Consider the following 17,560-nt stretch of genomic DNA (forward strand, 5'->3'; position numbering starts at 1 on the left):
CCAACGCCTATACCGAATCTACCAACCGGCTAGCGAAGGACATGAATAGGATGGGACGAGGATACAGCTTTGAAGTAATGCGGGCCCGACTTATCTATGAGAAGCAAGCCCGTAAGCCGACAACGAAAGTGCGCGGCAGAAAGCCAAAGTCCTTCCTGCCAGAAAAAGTCATGTATCGCTTCAGCATGGCAGACGAGAACGTCAAGGCCATCGAGTACGGCCCACATATTCCAACCCTGTGCGACCTACTGGAAAAGGGCTGCTTTTCCTAACCGCTCAACAAAATCCTAGAGTCAGGCGGTGGGGGCTAAAACAAGGTTTCCACACCTGGTTCCGGATACCCAATTTGTATTGTTCTTGCGCCACCTTTTCGCCCTTACGGCGAGTCACTTTTGTCAGTCGACACAAAAGTAACCCAAAGGTCTATGCCCCTCCATTGGGCCTCGCTTTGCTCGGCTTCCCGCATTCCATCGTTGTTCCGTGGGCACGCCGCGATGGGCCGTCCTTGGCCCAACGCAACTCTCGCCGCATCCATGCGGCTCAACCCACTACGCAACGATTGCATTTGGCCGGCTGGAAAGGGGCGTTTGCGGTGTCTGGGCTTGATGTGAACGGTTGAGGATTTTTTGCGGGAATTCGGGTGTTGGTTTATGCATTCCATCGACGCAATGTCATGACGGATTACGCCGCATTGCGGCTAATCCATCCTCCGCGAACCGTGCGGCCTGGAGGTTGGAATCCGCATCGCGGCTTCCGACATGGCGGGTGGCCTGCTATGCGCGGTCTGCTGGTGATCGTTGCCGGGTTTTTGGGGTATCCGGTTATGCATTCCACCGATGCAATGCCGTGACGGATTACGCCGCGTGGCGGCTAATCCATCCTCCGTGATCTGTGCAGCTTTATGGAGGTTGGAATCCGCATCGCGGATTCCAACATGGCGGATGGCCTGCTGTGCGCGGTCTGCTTTGATCGTTGCCGGGTTTTTGGGTATCCGGTTATGCGTTCCACCCGACGTAATGCTGTGACGGATTACGCCGCGTTGCAGCTAATCCGTCCTCCGTGATCTGTGTGGCTTTGTGGAGGTTGGAATCCGCATCGCGGCTTCCGACATGGCGGGTGGCTTGCTGTGCGCGGTTTGCTTTTGATCGTTGGTGGGTTTTGGGGTGCTGGTTTATGCATTCCACCGATGCAATGTCATGACGGATTACGCCGCGTTGCGGCTAATCCATCCTCCGTGATCTGTGTGGCTTTATGGAGGTTGGAATCCGCAACGCGGCTTCCGACATGGCGGATGGCCTGCTGTGCGCGGTCTGCTTTTGATCGTGGGCGGGTTTTTTGGGGTATCCGGTTATGCATTCCATCGACGCAATGCCATGACGGATTACGCCGCATTGCGGCTAATCCATCCTCCGTGATCTGTGCAGCTTTATGGAGGTTGGAATCCGCATCGCGGCTTCCAACATGGCGGATGGCCTGCTGTGCGCGGTCTGCTTTGATCGTTGGCGGGTTTTTGGGGTATCCGGTTATGTGTTCCACCCGACGTAATGCTATGACGGATTACGCCGCGTGGCGGCTAATCCATCCTCCGCGATCGGTGTGGCTTTATGGAGGTTGGAATCCGCATTGCGGCTTCCGACATGGCGATAATGGGGTAAGGCCGGCGTTTGTTGTTGGGGCGACTACTCTGAACTGAGGGCGGTGCTAGCGTTGGTTGAATGAACGCGAGGCCGATAGCCGTAAAAAATTTAACCAAGACCCGGCAACCTGCCCATGCGGCAGATAAACCCAGCGGGGAGGTCGGAATTGGTTAAAATTTGTGCTATTCTCCGCGCCCGTTAAAATCCTTCACCCGGTCATTGTCATGCACGCAGCCAAGCCGTTATTCGATTATCCAAAATACTGGGCCGAGTGCTTCGGTCCAGCGCCTTTCTTGCCGATGAGCCGGGAAGAGATGGATCAGCTTGGCTGGGATTCGTGTGACATCATCATCGTGACCGGTGATGCGTATGTTGACCATCCGTCGTTCGGCATGGCCATTATCGGCCGTCTGCTGGAAGCGCAGGGTTTTCGTGTCGGCATCATTGCGCAGCCTGACTGGAAATCGAAAGACGACTTCATGAAGCTCGGCGAGCCCAACCTGTTCTTCGGGGTGGCTGCTGGCAACATGGACTCGATGATCAACCGCTACACCGCCGACAAGAAAATCCGCTCGGATGACGCCTATACGCCAGGCGGTTTGGCCGGGAAGCGTCCGGATCGGGCCAGCCTGGTGTATAGCCAGCGCTGTAAAGAAGCCTACAAGCATGTGCCGATCGTGCTGGGCGGTATCGAAGCCTCGCTGCGCCGTATTGCGCATTACGATTACTGGCAGGACAAGGTGCGTCATTCGATTCTGATCGATGCCTGTGCCGACATCCTGTTGTACGGCAACGCCGAGCGCGCCATCGTTGAAGTGGCCCAGCGTTTGGCCTTCGGTCATAAAATCGAAGACATCACCGATATTCGCGGCACCGCGTTCATTCGTCGTGACACGCCGAAAGAGTGGATGGAGATCGACTCCACACGTATTGATCGTCCCGGTAAGGTCGACAAGATCATCAACCCGTACGTGAACACTCAAGACACTCAGGCCTGCGCGATCGAGCAAGAAAAAGGCCCGGTTGAAGACCCGAACGAAGCCAAGGTCGTGCAACTGCTGCCGCACCCGCGTCTGGAGCGTGACAAGACGGTTATCCGCCTGCCATCGTTCGAGAAAGTCCGTTCCGATGCCGTGCTCTATGCGCACGCCAACCGCGTATTGCACCTTGAGACCAACCCAGGCAACGCCCGTGCGCTCGTGCAAAAGCACGGCGAGGTCGATGTGTGGTTCAACCCGCCACCAATCCCGATGACCACCGAAGAGATGGACTACGTGTTCGGCATGCCTTATGCGCGCATCCCGCACCCGGCGTATGGCAAGGAGAAAATCCCGGCCTACGACATGATCCGTTTCTCGGTGAATATCATGCGCGGCTGCTTCGGTGGCTGTACGTTCTGCTCGATTACCGAGCACGAAGGGCGGATTATCCAGAACCGTTCGCATGAGTCGATTCTCAACGAGATCGAAGAAATTCGCGACAAGGTTCCCGGCTTTACCGGCGTTATTTCCGACTTGGGTGGCCCGACCGCGAACATGTATCGCATCGCCTGCAAGAGCCCGGAAATTGAAGCCGCGTGCCGCAAGCCGTCCTGTGTATTCCCGGGGATTTGCGAGAACCTGAATACCGACCACTCGTCCTTGATTCAGCTTTATCGCTCGGCGCGTGATTTGCCGGGCGTGAAGAAGATTCTGATCGCCTCGGGCTTGCGCTACGACCTCGCGGTCGAGTCGCCGGAGTACGTTAAAGAGTTGGTGACCCATCATGTTGGCGGCTACCTGAAGATTGCCCCGGAACATACCGAGGAGGGCCCGCTCAACAAGATGATGAAGCCGGGCATTGGCAGCTATGACAAGTTCAAGCGCATGTTCGAGAAGTACTCGAAAGAGGCCGGTAAAGAGCAGTACCTGATTCCTTACTTCATCGCCGCTCACCCGGGCACCACCGATGAAGACATGATGAATCTGGCGCTGTGGCTGAAGAGTAACGACTTCCGTGCGGATCAGGTGCAGGCGTTCTATCCGTCGCCAATGGCCACCGCCACCGCGATGTACTACTCAGGCAAGAACCCGCTGCGCAAGGTGACGTACAAGAGTGACGGGGTGAACATCGTCAAGAGCGAAACCCAGCGCCGTCTGCACAAGGCATTCCTGCGTTATCACGACCCGCGTGGCTGGCCGATGTTGCGTGAAGCACTTGAGCGCATGGGCCGCAGCGACCTGATTGGTAACGGTAAGCACCAGCTGATTCCGGCGCACCAGCCTGCCACCGACAGCTACCAGAGCGCACGTCGCAAGAACTCGACGCCAGCCGGTAGCAAGAAGGTCGGCAAGGCCATGCTCACCCAGCACACCGGCTTGCCGCCGCGCGCCAGTGATGGCGGTAATCCGTGGGACAAGCGTGAGCAGGCCAAAGCAGCCGCATTCGCCAAGAATCAGGAAGCGGCGCGTGAGCGTGCCAATGCCAAGAAGGGCAAAGGCAAGAAGCCTTCCAAACCGGCCGCCGTGCCGCGCTAAATGATGCAGCGGGTGACGGCGCTGCCTGTGCAGCCCGCGCCCAGAGCTCCTGCCTTGGGCGCGGATGAGATGCCGCGCCAAGCCTGCATCTCATCCAGCCTGTTTACTCAGCCGTAGCGCTTTTGCGCCTCAATCGCCAGACCATTGCCAATACTGCCGAAGTTGTTGCCTTCGACATGACGGGCATTCGGCAGCATGGCGGCAACGCTTTGGCGCAGCGCCGGGATGCTGCTTGAACCGCCGGTGAAGAACACCGTATTGACCTGATCGACGCTGACATTGGCGCGGGTCATCAATTCGGTAACGCTGGCGCGAATCTTCTCCAGCAGCGAATCAATCGAGCTGTCGAACAACTCGCGAGTCAGTTCAGCGACCAGGCCCGGCTCGATGCGCTTGAGGTCGATTTCGCGCTTATCAGTTTCAGTCAGCTCGATTTTGCTGTCTTCCACCTGCATTGCCAGCCAGTGGCCAGCGCGCTGGTCAATCAGCTTGAACAGGCGGTCGATGCCAGTCGGGTCGACGATGTCGTAGCGCATGTTCTGCAACGCCAGCTGCGATTTCTGCGCGTACACCGCGTTAATGGTGTGCCAAGTTGCGAGATTGAGGTGCGAGCTGGTGGGCATCAGCGCCGAGCTTTTCATCCGGCTGCCATATCCGAACAGTGGCATCACCCCTTGCAGGCTGAGTTGCTTGTCGAAGTCAGTACCGCCGATGTGCACGCCGCCAGTGGCCAGAATATCGTCCTGGCGCTCTGCAACTGCGCGTCGCTCGGGTGATAGACGCACCAGTGAGAAGTCCGAAGTACCGCCGCCAATATCGACGATCAGTACCAGCTCTTCGCCGGTGATGGTGCTTTCGTAGTCGAAGGCCGCGGCAATCGGCTCGAACTGGAACGACACATCCTTGAAGCCGAGCTTGTGGGCAACGCTGACCAGAGTGTTTTGTGCTTCCATATCGGCGACCGGATCGTCATCGACAAAAAACACCGGGCGGCCCAGTACAACCTCTTCAAAGCTGCGCTCTGCCACGGCTTCGGCGCGGCTTTTCAGCTCGCCGATAAAGAAGCCCAGCAAGTCCTTGAAGGGCAGCGCACTGCCGAGAACGGTGGTTTCGCTTTTCAGTAGTTTCGAGCCCAGCAGGCTTTTCAGGGAGCGCATCAGGCGTCCCTCGTAACCTTCGAGGTATTCGTGCAAGGCCAGACGGCCGTATACCGGGCGGCGTTCTTCGAAGTTGAAGAAAATTACCGAGGGCAGGGTGATCTTGCCGTCTTCGAGCTCGATCAAGGCCTGCGTGTCGGGGCGTTGCCAGCCGACGGTGGAGTTTGAGGTACCAAAATCTATGCCGACGGCGCGGGCGGGAGTAGTAAATGACATGCGGCGCGCTGTTCCAAAAAAACGGCCGCGCATTCTAAGCGAGCTGGCCGCGCATTGCTGCCCCCACTGGTAAGTTTGTCGGGGATTTTATTCAGGGCTGGGTCACGCCAAGGGTTATGGCGGCGAGAATCGCATAACGGGACGTTTTGGCCAGCGTGACGATAAGTATGAAGCGCCACAACGGCTCGCGCATAACGCCGGCGATAAGGGTCAGCGGGTCACCGATTACCGGCATCCAACTGAGCAGCAGGCTCCAGTGGCCGTAGCGCTGATATTGCGTTTGCGCGCGCTGTAATTGCTGTGCGGAGACCGGAAACCAGCGGCGATCACTGAAACGCTCGACGGCGCGTCCCAGCAGCCAGTTCACCAGCGAGCCCAACACATTGCCGCAACTGGCGATGAAAACCAGCCACCAAGGGCTGTACTCGCCACTGAGCAGCAGCGCGACCAGCACTGCCTCTGATTGCAGAGGCAGTAGCGTGGCGGCGCCGAAGGCCGAGAGGAACAGGCCGAGGTAGACCGAGATTGTCAGCAAGGCGATAACGTCTGCTGACGCCCAGGCATAAGGGCGTCAGCCAGCCGGCAGGTCAGTCGTCTTGACCGGTGTTGTGCATGATCTCTTCGAGCTTGAGCCCGGTGAGGCCATGAATGGTTTTCCACAGGTAGTAGAAAATGGCCATCATCATGATCATCGACGGGATGGCGATCATCGGGTAGCTGAGCAAGGTCAGGCGGCCCAGCTCTTCGTTAAAGGCCTCGGAGCCACCAGGACTGGTAACAATCCACTTGGCCAACACGTAGTTCATTACCGAGGAGAAAAAGAACGTGCCGCTCAGCCAGTAAGTGGCTTTAAGCAGGCGTTGCTCGAATTGCTCGGTGTTGCCGCCTTGTTCGAGCCGTTCCTGGATCTTGTCGACATTGAGCACCGCCTTGTTGAACAGCATGGTGCGGATCAATGGGTAGCGGGTGCGGGTCGAGATAATCACGGCGATGCCGATAAGCCCCGGAACGGCAGCTTCCTTGATGGCCAGCCACTGGTTGTCGAGTTTCAGCAGGCCGATGCCGCCGGTAAGCAATACGCTTACCAGACCCAGCAGCGCGATAAAGTTGAACTTGCGGTATTTGATCAGCTCGAAAGCGCCCCAGCCCAGCGGGAATGCCAGTGCGAGGATCAGTGCGCCATCAGCGCCAAGACGCGTTTCGCCGCTGAGTTTCATCAGAATGAGCGAGGGAATAACAATGCTCACCAGCATATCGATCAGCGGGCGAGGCTTGTGCGTTTCTGTCGGCGTATGCGTTATGTCAGTCATGTCTATCAAATAGCAGAGTTGAGGTGCGATCATCGCCTGCTTGAGGCTTGACGGCTAGTCCGATTGTCGGTTGTAGCTTGAAGATTTTGTCAAAAATTACTGCCAGCTTAATTATCGGTAACCAAAAGGCGTAGATGGCGGGTGCGTTTCAGTGAGTTATGATCGTATATCCGCGCATCATGGTGGCACATTGTTAGTACCAAGAATTGGCGACAGGGGTAAGGCTGAGTGGGGCGTTTTGCAAAGAAACTGAGTTGTGCCGTGTTGTTGAGTTTGCTCGGGGTTCAAGCCTCGGCGGCTATGCGTTTCTACACTGAAGAGGCCGCGCCGTTGGCTTTTATGCAAGGCGGCGAAATGCGCGGCATGTCGGCGGAGCTGGTCAACGCGCTTATCGCCCGTACCGGCGAACCTTCAACTGTCGAAATAGTGCCCTGGACACGTGGCTATTATCTGGCTCAGCGTGAGCCGGACACGGCGCTGTTTTCCACCGTGCGCACACCCGAGCGCGAAGCCAGCTTCCAGTGGGTTGGGCCGATTCTGGTGGGCAGCAGCCGTTTCTACTCGCTTAAAAGTAACCCCATTGAGGTCAACAGCCTGCAAGATGCAGCGGCCAGCGGCCCCTTGGCTCTACCGAAAAAATGGTACAGCTACGAAAGTTTGCAACATATGGGGTTATCCAACCTCTATGGTGTCGACAGCGCGAAGATCATGGTCAGAATGCTCAAGCGCGGAAGGGTCAACCTGATTGCCACTCAGGACCTGACGCTGGAGCAGGAGCTTGCCACTGGCGGGCTGGTACCGGCTGACGTTCGTGCTCATATGAGCTTCATGAAGTCGGCTTACTATATCGCCTTTTCACCGGCGACCAGCCCGGCCAAGGTTGCCCTTTGGCAAAGCGCGCTTGACGACATGCGCGCAGATGGCAGCTACGAAAAGATTGTTCACAAGTGGCTGCCCCACGTAGACGTTAACACCAGCGCCGAGTGACAGACGGCCCCCGGCGGGCTGTCACCCGATCTTTGCAGCGTGCGTCTTACACCCAATATTCGCTTGGCCAGCCCGACTTTTGCGGCTGGCCTGATTAACTTTTTGGAGCCGTCATATGCCCATCATTCAACGCGCCTCGCATCACCAGTTGCGCAGTGCTTTCCAGCAGCTGCTTGCGTCCAGCGAGTGTTACCACACGGCGTCGGTGTTTGATCCGATGTCGGCGCGCATTGCTGCCGATCTGGGTTTTGAGGTGGGTATTCTGGGTGGCTCGGTCGCCTCGTTGCAGGTTTTGGCCGCTCCGGATTTTGCCCTGATTACCCTCAGCGAGTTTGTCGAGCAAGCCACACGCATTGGCCGGGTCAGCCGCCTGCCGGTGATTGCTGACGCCGACCACGGCTACGGCAACGCCCTGAACGTAATGCGCACAGTGGTTGAGCTTGAGCGCGCAGGCGTCGCGGCGCTGACCATTGAAGACACCCTGCTGCCAGCTCAGTTCGGGCGCAAATCAACCGACCTGATCAGCGTCGAAGAAGGCGTCGGCAAGATCCGCGCTGCGCTTGAAGCGCGGGTTGATCCGGACCTCGCCATCATCGCCCGAACGCATGCAGGCGTACTGGATATAGATGAAGTCATCCGCCGTACTCAGGCTTATCAGGCCGCTGGCGCCGACGGCATTTGCATCGTCGGCATTGAAGACTTCGAGCATCTGGAGCAGGTCTCGGCGGCGCTTTCCGTGCCGCTGATGCTGGTCACTTACGGCAACCCCAAGCTGCGCGATAACGCGCGTCTGGCCAGCCTGGGTGTGCGTATTGTGGTTAACGGCCACGCAGCCTACTTTGCGGCGATCAAGGCGACTTACGATTGCCTGCGTGAGCAGCGTGAAGCGCTGGGCAGTGACCTCAGTGCCTCGCAACTGGCGCACAAGTACACCATGCCCGAAGAGTATGTGGCATGGGCCGAAGAGTTCATGGACGTTAAAGAGTAGAGCGCCCCACGCCCGGCAGATCTTGAATTTTTTGCGCTGAGCGCGCATATCTATCCTGTGTTGGTAAACAACTCAGGAGTCGATCATGGCCGGTGGTTGGGCAAGTGATGGTGCGGTACAAGAGCAAATCGACAGCAGCATCGACGATGCGATTCAGCGTGCCCGCAGCCAGTTGCATACAGGGCAGAGCCTGACGCATTGCGAGCAGTGTGATGCGCCCATCCCGCAAGCGCGGCGCGAAGCTGTTCGCGGGGTGCGCTTGTGCATAACCTGTCAGGCCGAAGACGATAAAGCCAATGCCGCAGGTGCCGGTTATAACCGGCGCGCGAGTAAGGACAGCCAGTTACGCTGACGCATGACTGGCGCCGATTCGCTGCATGGATGAATCCAAACGCAGAATATCAGCCGGCTGACCAGCCTGCTCAACGCAAACAGGGCCCATGTCGGGCCCTGTTTGCGTTTACAACTGATACCGAGCTGAGCGGTCAGAACAGGAAGTAGCGCTGCGCCATTGGCAGCACTTCTGCCGGTTCACACCAGAGCAGTTGACCGTCCGCCTTGACCTGATAATTCTGCGCATCGACTTCGATGTTGGGCAGGTAATCGTTGTGGATAAGGTCGGTCTTCTTCACATCGCGGCAACCTTTGACCACGCCAATCTGCTTCTTCAAACCCAATTGCTCGGGCACACCGGCATCCTTGGCCGCCTGACTGATAAAGGTCAGGCTGGTGGCGTGGCGCGAGCCGCCGTAGCTGGCGAACATCGGACGATAGTGCACCGGCTGCGGTGTCGGGATCGACGCGTTGGCATCTCCCATCAGGCTGGCCGCAATGGCTCCGCCCTTGAGAATCAGGGTCGGTTTGACGCCGAAGAACGCCGGACGCCAGAGCACCAGATCGGCCCACTTACCGACTTCGATTGAGCCCACTTCATGGCTGATGCCATGGGTAATCGCCGGGTTGATGGTGTACTTGGCGATATAGCGTTTGATGCGAAAGTTATCGTTGCCTTCACCATCGCCCGGCAATGCACCGCGCTGTTGCTTCATCTTGTCGGCGGTTTGCCATGTACGGGTAATCACCTCGCCGACCCGGCCCATGGCCTGACTGTCGGAACTGATCATCGAGAAGGCGCCGAGGTCATGCAAAATGTCCTCGGCGGCGATGGTCTCGCGGCGAATACGGCTCTCGGCGAAAGCCACGTCTTCGGCAATGCTCGGATCGAGGTGGTGACAAACCATGAGCATGTCGAGGTGCTCATCAATGGTGTTCTTGGTGAACGGCCGGGTCGGGTTGGTCGAGCTTGGCAGCACGTTCGTAAAGCCGCATGCCTTGATGATGTCCGGCGCATGGCCGCCACCGGCACCTTCGGTGTGATAGGTGTGAATGGTGCGGCCCTTGAATGCGCCCAGCGTGGTTTCAACAAAACCCGACTCGTTGAGTGTGTCGGTGTGAATCGCCACCTGTACGTCGTACTCGTCGGCCACGCTCAGGCAGTTGTCGATGGCGGCTGGTGTCGTGCCCCAGTCTTCGTGCAACTTGAGGCCGATAGCGCCGGCTTTGACCTGTTCTATCAGCGGCTCCGGCAAACTGGCGTTGCCCTTGCCGGTAAAGCCAATATTCATCGCGAAAGAGTCGGCCGCTTGCAGCATGCGCGCCATGTGCCACGGGCCGGAAGTGCAAGTCGTGGCGTTGGTGCCGGTTGCAGGGCCAGTACCGCCACCGATCATGGTGGTCACGCCGCTCATCAGCGCTTCTTCGATCTGCTGCGGGCAAATGAAGTGGATATGCGAGTCGATCCCGCCAGCTGTGAGGATCATGCCTTCACCGGCGATAACTTCGGTGCCTGCGCCAACTGCGATGGTGACATCGGGCTGGATGTCGGCGTTGCCGCCTTTACCGATTGCCGCAATGCGCCCGTCCTTGAGGCCCACGTCGGCTTTGACGATGCCCCAGTGATCGATGATCAGCGCGTTGGTGATCAGCGTATCGACCACATCTTTGGCGCACAACTGGCCCTGGCCCATGCCGTCACGGATGACTTTGCCGCCGCCGAACTTGACCTCTTCGCCGTAGGTGGTGAAGTCCTTCTCGACCTCGACCCAAAGCTCGGTATCGGCCAGGCGAACCTTGTCGCCAACGGTTGGGCCGAACATGTCAGCGTAGGCTTGTCTGCTGATTTTCATGGTGTGCTAATCCTGTTTCAGGCTGCCTCGGCGTTACGTGCCCGAGGTCGAAATATCGATTTCACAAAGCGTTTGCAGCCACCCGTTACAGGTCGCCCATGATCCGTCCGGCAAAGCCGAACACGCGGCGATGGCCGGCCAGATCAACCAGCTCGACTTCACGCGACTGGCCCGGCTCGAAACGCACGGCGGTGCCGGCCGGAATATTCAGGCGCATGCCACGGCTTGCCGGGCGGTCGAAGGTCAGCGCATCGTTGGTTTCGAAAAAGTGAAAATGGGAGCCGACTTGAATCGGCCGGTCACCACTGTTTGCAACCGTCATGCTGAGGGTGCGGCGGCCGGCGTTGAGTTCGATCTCGCCGTCCTTGATTTGGTATTCACCGGGGATCATTGCGCTCACTCCAGAATCAATTGCAAAAAGGTCAGGTCCAGCCAGCGGTCGAACTTGCGCCCGACTTGCGGCATGACCCCGGTCACTTCAAAGCCGAGGCGCTTGTGCAGGCGGATCGAGGCGCGGTTTTCACTCTCGACCGCCGCCACCATCACATGCAGTTTGTCTGCGCGCGCGCGCTCAATAAGCGCTTCCATCAACTGGGCGCCGATACCAAGACCGCGCTGGTCGCCACAGACATACACCGAGTGCTCGACGGTATGGCGGAAGCCTTCAATGCTGCGCCATGTTCCGTAGGTGGCATAGCCGACCAGACGGCCATTGGCGTCATGGGCAACCAGAACCGGAAAACCTGCGCGCTGGCGATCATTGAGCCAGGCCAGACGATTGTCGAGGTCGACTTCTGTCTCGTTCCAGATCGCCGTGGTGTTGCGCACTGCATCGTTGTAAATCGCCAGAATATGCGGGGCGTCTGCCTCGCTGGCATCGTTGATCAATATCATCAAGGCACCTTTCAAACGATGGGTTGATGCACGGTGACAAGCTTAGTGCCATCCGGGAACGTGGCTTCGACCTGAATTTCCGGGATCATTTCGGGGATGCCTGGCATCACTTGATCACGGCTCAGCAGAGTGGTGCCGTAATGCATCAGATCAGCCACGGTCTGACCGTCGCGGGCACCTTCCAGCAGCGCGGCAGAAATATACGCCATCGCTTCCGGGTAATTGAGCTTCACCCCGCGAGCCAAACGGCGTTCGGCTACCAGCCCGGCAGTGAATATCAGTAATTTGTCTTTTTCGCGTGGACTTAAATCCATCTCGGCTTCTCCAGCTCGGATACTTCAAAATGCTGTGGGATAAACAATTCAGGTGTTCCAGATACGCGGCGGCACGGCTTCGCGGCCCAGCGCGGCAGGGCGCAGCAAGCGCCACAATTCAATCAGCCAGGCGCGTGCGTGCAAGGCTTCACTCGCCAGACAACGGGCCACCAGCAGGCCCGGCAACTGGCTGAGATCGCCACGCACCTGCCCGCTGGTAACGCCCAACTGCTCGCGGCACTGTTCGAGTAATTGCGGGTCAATATCGGCGCTGACTAGCAGCGTCGCAAACACCGGCTTACCGTCTAAACCAATAGGTGAGTCGAGCAGGCCATCATTACCGCAAATGCGTTGGCGCTCGTGCCAGATTAGTTCGCCATCACGGCGAATATCCAGCGCCGACTGGAAATGGCCCTGATCAAAACGCTCGCCACTGGCAGGGCGGCCGAGGGCGATGATGTCCCAGTAAAACAGCCGCGCATCACCTTCAAGCTCAATCGAGGTGCTCAGTTCGGCCTGCGCTGCCGAGTAGACGATGGTTTCCTGCGGCAGCCATTCCAGCGTCGCGCCCGCTTCAACGTGTAAATTCAGCTGCTGAAAGGCCGGGCCGGCAGCGCGATACCACTTGGCCGCACCGGGGCTGGTCAGTTGCGCCCAGGCGCCGGTGGCAACATTGGCGCTGATGTCCAGCCGGTCGCCACCGGCAATACCGCCTGGCGGGTGGACAATGATGTGCTGACACACCTCGGGGCCTTCCGCGTACAGATGCTTTTGCACGCGCAGCGGTCCTTTATGACGGCGCATGACCGGGCGTGTGGTGTCGCCATTTCGGGCGTAACCCAACTCCAGCTCGGCGTGCCAGCTGGGTGTGAACAGGGCAGGGGTAATCGGTGCGTTCATGCGTTGGTTCGTTTTGTCTGTGGCAGAGCGTAGGTGGCAAGTTGCGGCATTAACGCCGCGCTACACAGGTAACGCGGCGCAGCGCCGAATGCGGTTGTGCAACGCTTGATGGCATTGTGCACATTACCGGCTGGATCAGATTGCAACCAGCCCCCTGACGCCATCGGCTTCCATTTGCTCACCGCGGCCTTGCTGGATGATCTCGCCACGCGACATCACCAGATACTGATCGGCGAGTTCGGCGGCGAAGTCATAGAACTGCTCGACCAACAAGATCGCCATGTCGCCTCGTGCCGCGAGTTTCTTGATCACCACGCCGATTTCCTTGATCACCGAGGGCTGAATGCCTTCGGTAGGCTCATCCAGAATCAACAGCCGTGGTTGGCTGGCCAGTGCACGACCAATCGCCAACTGTTGCTGCTGGCCGCCGGACAAATCACCGCCACGGCGGTGTTTCATCTCTTGCAGCACCGGGAATAACTCGTAGATAAACGCGGGCACTTCTTTGGCCTGGCTGGCCGGAAAGCGCGACAGCCCCATCAACAGGTTTTCTTCAACCGTGAGCCTGCCAAATATTTCCCGCCCCTGCGGTACGTAGGCGATGCCGGCGTGCACGCGCTGGTGCGGCTTGAAGCCGGTAATGGTCTGGTCTTCCCATTTCACTGCGCCTTCTTTGGCGGGGATCAGGCCCATCAGGCACTTCAATAGCGTGGTTTTCCCCACGCCATTGCGCCCCAGCAGGCAGGTGACTTCGCCGACCCTGGCCTCGAAAGACAGGCCGCGCAGGATATGGCTTCCGCCGTAATATTGATGCAGTTGTTCAACGTGCAGCATATTGGTATTCCTTGTTGGTGCGCTGAGAGCGGGGCTGTCAGCGACCGAGATAAACTTCGATCACGCGTTCGTCGGCCTGCACTTCATTGAGTGAGCCTTCGGCCAGTACGCTGCCCTGATGGAGCACGGTAACGTGGTCGGCAATCGAGCCGACAAAGCCCATGTCGTGCTCGACCACCATCAGCGAATGCTTGCGTGCGAGAGACTTGAACAACTGCGCGGTGAACTCGGTTTCGGCGTCGGTCATGCCCGCTACCGGCTCGTCGAGCAGCAACAGTTGCGGGTCTTGCATGAGCAACATGCCGATCTCGAGAAACTGCTTCTGGCCGTGCGAGAGCAAACCGGCGGGGCGTTGCCGTGCGGTTTCCAGGCGAATGGTGGTCAGTACTTCGTCGATGCGATCGCGCTGCTCGCCGGTCATCTTGGCGCGCAAGCTGGCCCACACCGACTTGTTGGTCTTTTGCGCCAGCTCGAGGTTCTCGAACACGCTCAGGGCCTCGAATACGGTGGGCTTCTGAAACTTGCGGCCGATGCCTGACTGGGCGATTTGCACTTCGCTCATGTGCGTCAGGTCGAGGGTTTCACCGAAGTAGGCCATGCCGCTGTCGGGTCGGGTCTTGCCGGTAATCACGTCCATCATGGTGGTTTTGCCGGCACCGTTGGGGCCGATGATGCAACGCAATTCGCCGACACCGATGTACAGGTTGAGATCGGTCAGGGCTTTGAAACCATCGAAGCTGACGTTGATGCCTTCGAGCGTGAGAATGGTGCCGTGGCGAACATTCAGGCCTTTTTCGGCACGCAGGCCAGCACCGATTGCATCGCGAGCAGCGCCTGCCGGGTCAAAGGCCGGTTCCAGCATGGCTTCCGGGATTGGAACGGCTCTCATGATTTTTCACCTCGCTTGAGCAGGCCCACCACGCCTTTGGGCAGATACAGGGTGACCAGAATAAACAGTGCGCCCAGCGCAAACAGCCAGTACTCGGGGAACGCGACGGTGAACCAGCTCTTCATGCCGTTGACCATTCCAGCGCCGAGAATCGGCCCGATAAGCGTGCCGCGACCGCCGAGTGCGACCCAAACAGCAGCCTCGATCGAGTTGGTGGGCGACATTTCGCTGGGGTTGATGATGCCGACCTGCGGCACATACAGCGCACCGGCCAAACCGCAGAGCACAGCGGACAAGACCCAGATGAACAGCTTGTAGCCGCGCGGATCGTAGCCGCAGAACATCAGGCGGTTTTCCGCGTCACGCAGCGCTGTGAGTACCCGGCCGAACTTGCTGCGCGCCAGTTTCCAGCCCAGCAGCAAGCTGCCGACCAGTAGCGCTACAGTCGCCAGAAACAGTGCCGCACGCGTGGCGGGAGCGGTGATATCGAAACCGAGAATGCGCTTGAAATCGGTGAAGCCATTGTTGCCGCCAAAGCCGGTTTCGTTGCGAAAGAACAGCAACATGCCGGCAAACGTCAGCGCCTGAGTCATGATCGAGAAATACACGCCCTTGATCCGCGAGCGGAAGGCAAAGAAGCCAAACACCAGCGCGAGCAAACCGGGCGCCAATACCACCAGGCACATGGCCCAAAGGAAGTTGCTGGTGCCGTACCAATACCAGGGCAGCTCATTCCAGGCCAGAAAGCTCATGAACGCGGGCAGGCCATCGCCAGCTGTTTCGCGCATCAGGTACATGCCCATGGCATAGCCGCCGAGTGCAAAGAACAGGCCATGGCCGAGCGATAGCAGGCCGGCGTAACCCCAGACCAGATCCAGCGCCAACGCGACCACGGCGTAGCAGAGAATCTTGCCGACCAGCGTCAGGGTGTAAGCGCTCAGGTGCAGGCTGTTGTCTGCCGGCAGCATGTGCAGCAATGGCATGGCGATCAGTATCAGCAGAATCAGGCCGCCAAGCGCTATTGAAACGCGCGGGCCGAGTCTGGCGCTGGTGCGCGCCAGCACGGTTTGATTGAGAGGCATAGTCATTAGTCGATCACCCGTCCTTTGAGTGCAAACAAGCCTTGCGGGCGTTTCTGAATGAACAGAATGATCAGCGCCAGAATCAGGATCTTGCCGAGCACCGCTCCAATCTGCGGTTCGAGAATTTTGTTGGCGATGCCCAGCCCGAAGGCCGCCATTACGCTACCGGCCAACTGGCCGACGCCACCGAGTACGACCACCAGGAACGAGTCGATGATGTAGCTCTGGCCAAGGTCCGGGCCGACGTTGCCGATCTGGCTCAGGGCCACGCCGCCCAAGCCTGCGATGCCTGAACCGAGGCCAAAGGCGAGCATGTCGATACGCCCGGTCGGGACGCCGCAGCAGGCAGCCATGTTGCGGTTCTGGGTGACGGCGCGAACGTTGAGGCCCAGACGCGTTTTGTTCAGCAGCAGCCAGGTCAGCACGACCACGAACAGGGCGAAGGCGATGATGACGATGCGGTTGTATGGCAGCACCAGATTAGGCAGCAACTGGATGCCGCCGGAGAGCCAGTACGGGTTGGCGACTTCGACGTTTTGCGCGCCGAAGATCACCCGCACCAGTTGAATCAGCATCAGGCTGATGCCCCAGGTGGCCAGCAGTGTTTCCAGCGGGCGGCCATAGAGGTGGCGAATCACTGTGCGTTCCAGCGCCATGCCAATAGCGGCAGTTACGCAGAACGCGACGGGCAGGGCGATCAGTGGATACAGGGCTATCGCCTCGGGCGCATAGCGCTGGAACATGACCTGAACCATGTACGTCGAATAGGCGCCGAGCATCAGCATTTCGCCGTGCGCCATGTTGATCACGCCAAGCAGGCCAAAGGTAATTGCCAGGCCCAGCGCAGCAAGCAGCAGAATCGAGCCGAGGCTCATGCCGCTGAATGCCTGGCCGAGTAACTCGCCTATCAGCAGCCGGCGCTTAACCTGCGCCAGGCTGGTTTCAGCAGCGGTGCGCACGGCAGCGTCAGTTTCTACGCCTTCTTCGAGCAGTCGTTCGAGACGCACACGGGCCAGCGGCTGGCCGGTTTCACCGAGCAGGCGCACTGCGGCCAGCCGCACCGCCGGATCAGTGTCGACCAGTTGCAGGCTGGCCAGCGCGAGGGCCAGCGCTTCGTGAACATCATCGTCGCTTTCATTGCTCAGGCGTTCATTGAGCAGCGGTAACTGCGCAGGCTTGGCGCTTTTCTGCAGCAGCGTGGCACCTTGCAGACGCACCGCCGGATCGCTCGAAAGCAACTGGTGGCTGGCAACGGTGGTGGCAATCAGGCCGCGCAGGCGATTGTTCAGGCGCAACTTGCGCAGTTTGCCTACGGGAAGCGTTTCACCTTCAGCGCTCTGGTAACCGCTGTCGGTCTTGTAAAACGGGGTTTTGTTGCTGTCGGCTGCGACGCGACCTTCTTGCAGGGCATCGAGCAATGGCAAGCGAGCTGGATCGGGCTCGGCAGCCCAAGCCTGGAGCAATTTCGCTTGCTTTGAAGAATTGGCGGCGCTGAAATCTGCCGCGTCACCTGCATGGCTGGTGCTCCAGACGAGACACAGCAGCAGGGCGAATGAAAGCCGGTAGAGGGCAGTGATCATGATGGTGAGATTCCCTTTGAAAACTCCGGCAACTCTCTTGTCGGAGCTTTCCGGTGAGCTTGCAGCCGGA

General features: G+C 58.8%; 16 protein-coding genes and 1 pseudogene. 5 read left to right on the plus strand and 12 right to left on the minus strand.

Annotated features, from left to right (window positions below):
* Positions 1 to 131 (plus strand): annotated as a pseudogene (locus BM395_RS23100) (ISL3 family transposase); the annotation flags it as partial.
* Between the two features lie 1,730 nt (positions 132 to 1,861).
* Positions 1,862 to 4,153: a YgiQ family radical SAM protein gene (locus tag BM395_RS04570; protein WP_069898558.1), complete on the plus strand. Its 2,292-nt coding sequence runs from the start codon at positions 1,862 to 1,864 to the stop codon at positions 4,151 to 4,153.
* Positions 4,154 to 4,260: 107 nt separating this feature from the next.
* Here the strand turns inward: BM395_RS04570 and BM395_RS04575 are convergent, their stop codons facing one another.
* The 3 genes from BM395_RS04575 to BM395_RS04585 all read right to left on the minus strand — a co-directional run bounded on the left by BM395_RS04575 (position 4,261) and on the right by BM395_RS04585 (position 6,836).
* Entirely contained in the window at positions 4,261 to 5,526 is a 1,266-nt protein-coding gene (locus BM395_RS04575; RefSeq protein WP_069898268.1) for an Hsp70 family protein, read from the minus strand.
* A gap of 91 nt (positions 5,527 to 5,617) precedes the next feature.
* Positions 5,618 to 6,061, minus strand: a complete 444-nt coding sequence (locus BM395_RS04580) for a YqaA family protein (protein ID WP_069898267.1) — start codon at positions 6,059 to 6,061, stop codon at positions 5,618 to 5,620.
* A 52-nt stretch (positions 6,062 to 6,113) separates the two neighbouring features.
* A complete protein-coding gene (locus tag BM395_RS04585; RefSeq protein ID WP_069898266.1) occupies positions 6,114 to 6,836 on the minus strand; it encodes a VC0807 family protein in 723 nt (240 codons plus the stop codon).
* Between the two features lie 261 nt (positions 6,837 to 7,097).
* Between BM395_RS04585 and BM395_RS04590 the strand changes: the two genes are divergently transcribed.
* From BM395_RS04590 to BM395_RS04600, 3 genes are all read left to right on the plus strand, one after another.
* Positions 7,098 to 7,823, plus strand: a complete 726-nt coding sequence (locus tag BM395_RS04590; protein ID WP_244528928.1) for a substrate-binding periplasmic protein — start codon at positions 7,098 to 7,100, stop codon at positions 7,821 to 7,823.
* Between the two features lie 124 nt (positions 7,824 to 7,947).
* Entirely contained in the window at positions 7,948 to 8,811 is an 864-nt protein-coding gene (locus BM395_RS04595; RefSeq protein WP_069898557.1) for an isocitrate lyase/PEP mutase family protein, read from the plus strand.
* Between the two features lie 85 nt (positions 8,812 to 8,896).
* Entirely contained in the window at positions 8,897 to 9,163 is a 267-nt protein-coding gene (locus BM395_RS04600; protein WP_069898264.1) for a DksA/TraR family C4-type zinc finger protein, read from the plus strand.
* Between the two features lie 133 nt (positions 9,164 to 9,296).
* On the opposite strand, the gene ureC is transcribed toward BM395_RS04600, so the two are convergent.
* The 9 genes from ureC to urtB all read right to left on the minus strand — a co-directional run bounded on the left by ureC (position 9,297) and on the right by urtB (position 17,490).
* Entirely contained in the window at positions 9,297 to 10,997 is a 1,701-nt protein-coding gene (ureC, locus tag BM395_RS04605; RefSeq protein ID WP_069898263.1) for an urease subunit alpha, read from the minus strand.
* Between the two features lie 85 nt (positions 10,998 to 11,082).
* The gene (locus BM395_RS04610) at positions 11,083 to 11,388 is read right to left on the minus strand and encodes an urease subunit beta (protein WP_069898262.1); all 306 of its coding nucleotides are present in this window, start codon (positions 11,386 to 11,388) and stop codon (positions 11,083 to 11,085) included.
* Between the two features lie 5 nt (positions 11,389 to 11,393).
* Positions 11,394 to 11,891, minus strand: coding sequence for a GNAT family N-acetyltransferase (locus tag BM395_RS04615; protein ID WP_075723230.1), 498 nt, complete (start codon positions 11,889 to 11,891; stop codon positions 11,394 to 11,396).
* A gap of 11 nt (positions 11,892 to 11,902) precedes the next feature.
* Entirely contained in the window at positions 11,903 to 12,205 is a 303-nt protein-coding gene (gene ureA, locus BM395_RS04620) for an urease subunit gamma (RefSeq protein WP_069898261.1), read from the minus strand.
* Positions 12,206 to 12,253: 48 nt separating this feature from the next.
* Positions 12,254 to 13,105, minus strand: a complete 852-nt coding sequence (locus BM395_RS04625; RefSeq protein ID WP_069898260.1) for an urease accessory protein UreD — start codon at positions 13,103 to 13,105, stop codon at positions 12,254 to 12,256.
* A 135-nt stretch (positions 13,106 to 13,240) separates the two neighbouring features.
* Positions 13,241 to 13,939 carry an urea ABC transporter ATP-binding subunit UrtE gene (gene urtE / locus BM395_RS04630; RefSeq protein WP_069898259.1) on the minus strand — a complete coding sequence of 233 codons (699 nt, stop codon included), beginning with the start codon at positions 13,937 to 13,939 and terminating at the stop codon, positions 13,241 to 13,243.
* 37 nt (positions 13,940 to 13,976) lie between these two features.
* Positions 13,977 to 14,828: an urea ABC transporter ATP-binding protein UrtD gene (urtD, locus tag BM395_RS04635; RefSeq protein WP_069898258.1), complete on the minus strand. Its 852-nt coding sequence runs from the start codon at positions 14,826 to 14,828 to the stop codon at positions 13,977 to 13,979.
* Positions 14,825 to 15,916 carry an urea ABC transporter permease subunit UrtC gene (urtC, locus tag BM395_RS04640; RefSeq protein WP_069898257.1) on the minus strand — a complete coding sequence of 364 codons (1,092 nt, stop codon included), beginning with the start codon at positions 15,914 to 15,916 and terminating at the stop codon, positions 14,825 to 14,827. The genes urtD and urtC overlap by 4 nt, the downstream gene beginning before the upstream one ends.
* Complete coding sequence (urtB, locus tag BM395_RS04645) at positions 15,916 to 17,490, minus strand: urea ABC transporter permease subunit UrtB (protein ID WP_069898256.1); 1,575 nt, start codon at positions 17,488 to 17,490, stop codon at positions 15,916 to 15,918. Before urtB ends, urtC begins: the two co-directional genes overlap by 1 nt.
* Positions 17,491 to 17,560 lie beyond the last annotated feature (70 nt).

Origin of the sequence: Pseudomonas marincola (assembly GCF_900116605.1) — a bacterium.
Classification (GTDB): Bacteria; Pseudomonadota; Gammaproteobacteria; order Pseudomonadales; family Pseudomonadaceae; genus Aquipseudomonas; species Aquipseudomonas marincola.

Bases quoted from the DNA above. Each gene is read 5' to 3' on its own strand.
- BM395_RS04600 (WP_069898264.1), top strand. From the start codon at position 8,897: ATGGCCGGTGGTTGGGCAAGTGATGGTGCGGTACAAGAGCAAATCGAC.
- ureA (WP_069898261.1), bottom strand. From the start codon at position 12,205: ATGGATTTAAGTCCACGCGAAAAAGACAAATTACTGATATTCACTGCC.
- urtB (WP_069898256.1), bottom strand. From the start codon at position 17,490: ATGATCACTGCCCTCTACCGGCTTTCATTCGCCCTGCTGCTGTGTCTC.
- BM395_RS04615 (WP_075723230.1), bottom strand. From the start codon at position 11,891: ATGATATTGATCAACGATGCCAGCGAGGCAGACGCCCCGCATATTCTG.
- BM395_RS04575 (WP_069898268.1), bottom strand. From the start codon at position 5,526: ATGTCATTTACTACTCCCGCCCGCGCCGTCGGCATAGATTTTGGTACC.
- BM395_RS04610 (WP_069898262.1), bottom strand. From the start codon at position 11,388: ATGATCCCCGGTGAATACCAAATCAAGGACGGCGAGATCGAACTCAAC.
- BM395_RS04625 (WP_069898260.1), bottom strand. From the start codon at position 13,105: ATGAACGCACCGATTACCCCTGCCCTGTTCACACCCAGCTGGCACGCC.
- urtE (WP_069898259.1), bottom strand. From the start codon at position 13,939: ATGCTGCACGTTGAACAACTGCATCAATATTACGGCGGAAGCCATATC.
- urtD (WP_069898258.1), bottom strand. From the start codon at position 14,828: ATGAGAGCCGTTCCAATCCCGGAAGCCATGCTGGAACCGGCCTTTGAC.
- urtC (WP_069898257.1), bottom strand. From the start codon at position 15,916: ATGACTATGCCTCTCAATCAAACCGTGCTGGCGCGCACCAGCGCCAGA.
- ureC (WP_069898263.1), bottom strand. From the start codon at position 10,997: ATGAAAATCAGCAGACAAGCCTACGCTGACATGTTCGGCCCAACCGTT.
- BM395_RS04585 (WP_069898266.1), bottom strand. From the start codon at position 6,836: ATGACTGACATAACGCATACGCCGACAGAAACGCACAAGCCTCGCCCG.
- BM395_RS04570 (WP_069898558.1), top strand. From the start codon at position 1,862: ATGCACGCAGCCAAGCCGTTATTCGATTATCCAAAATACTGGGCCGAG.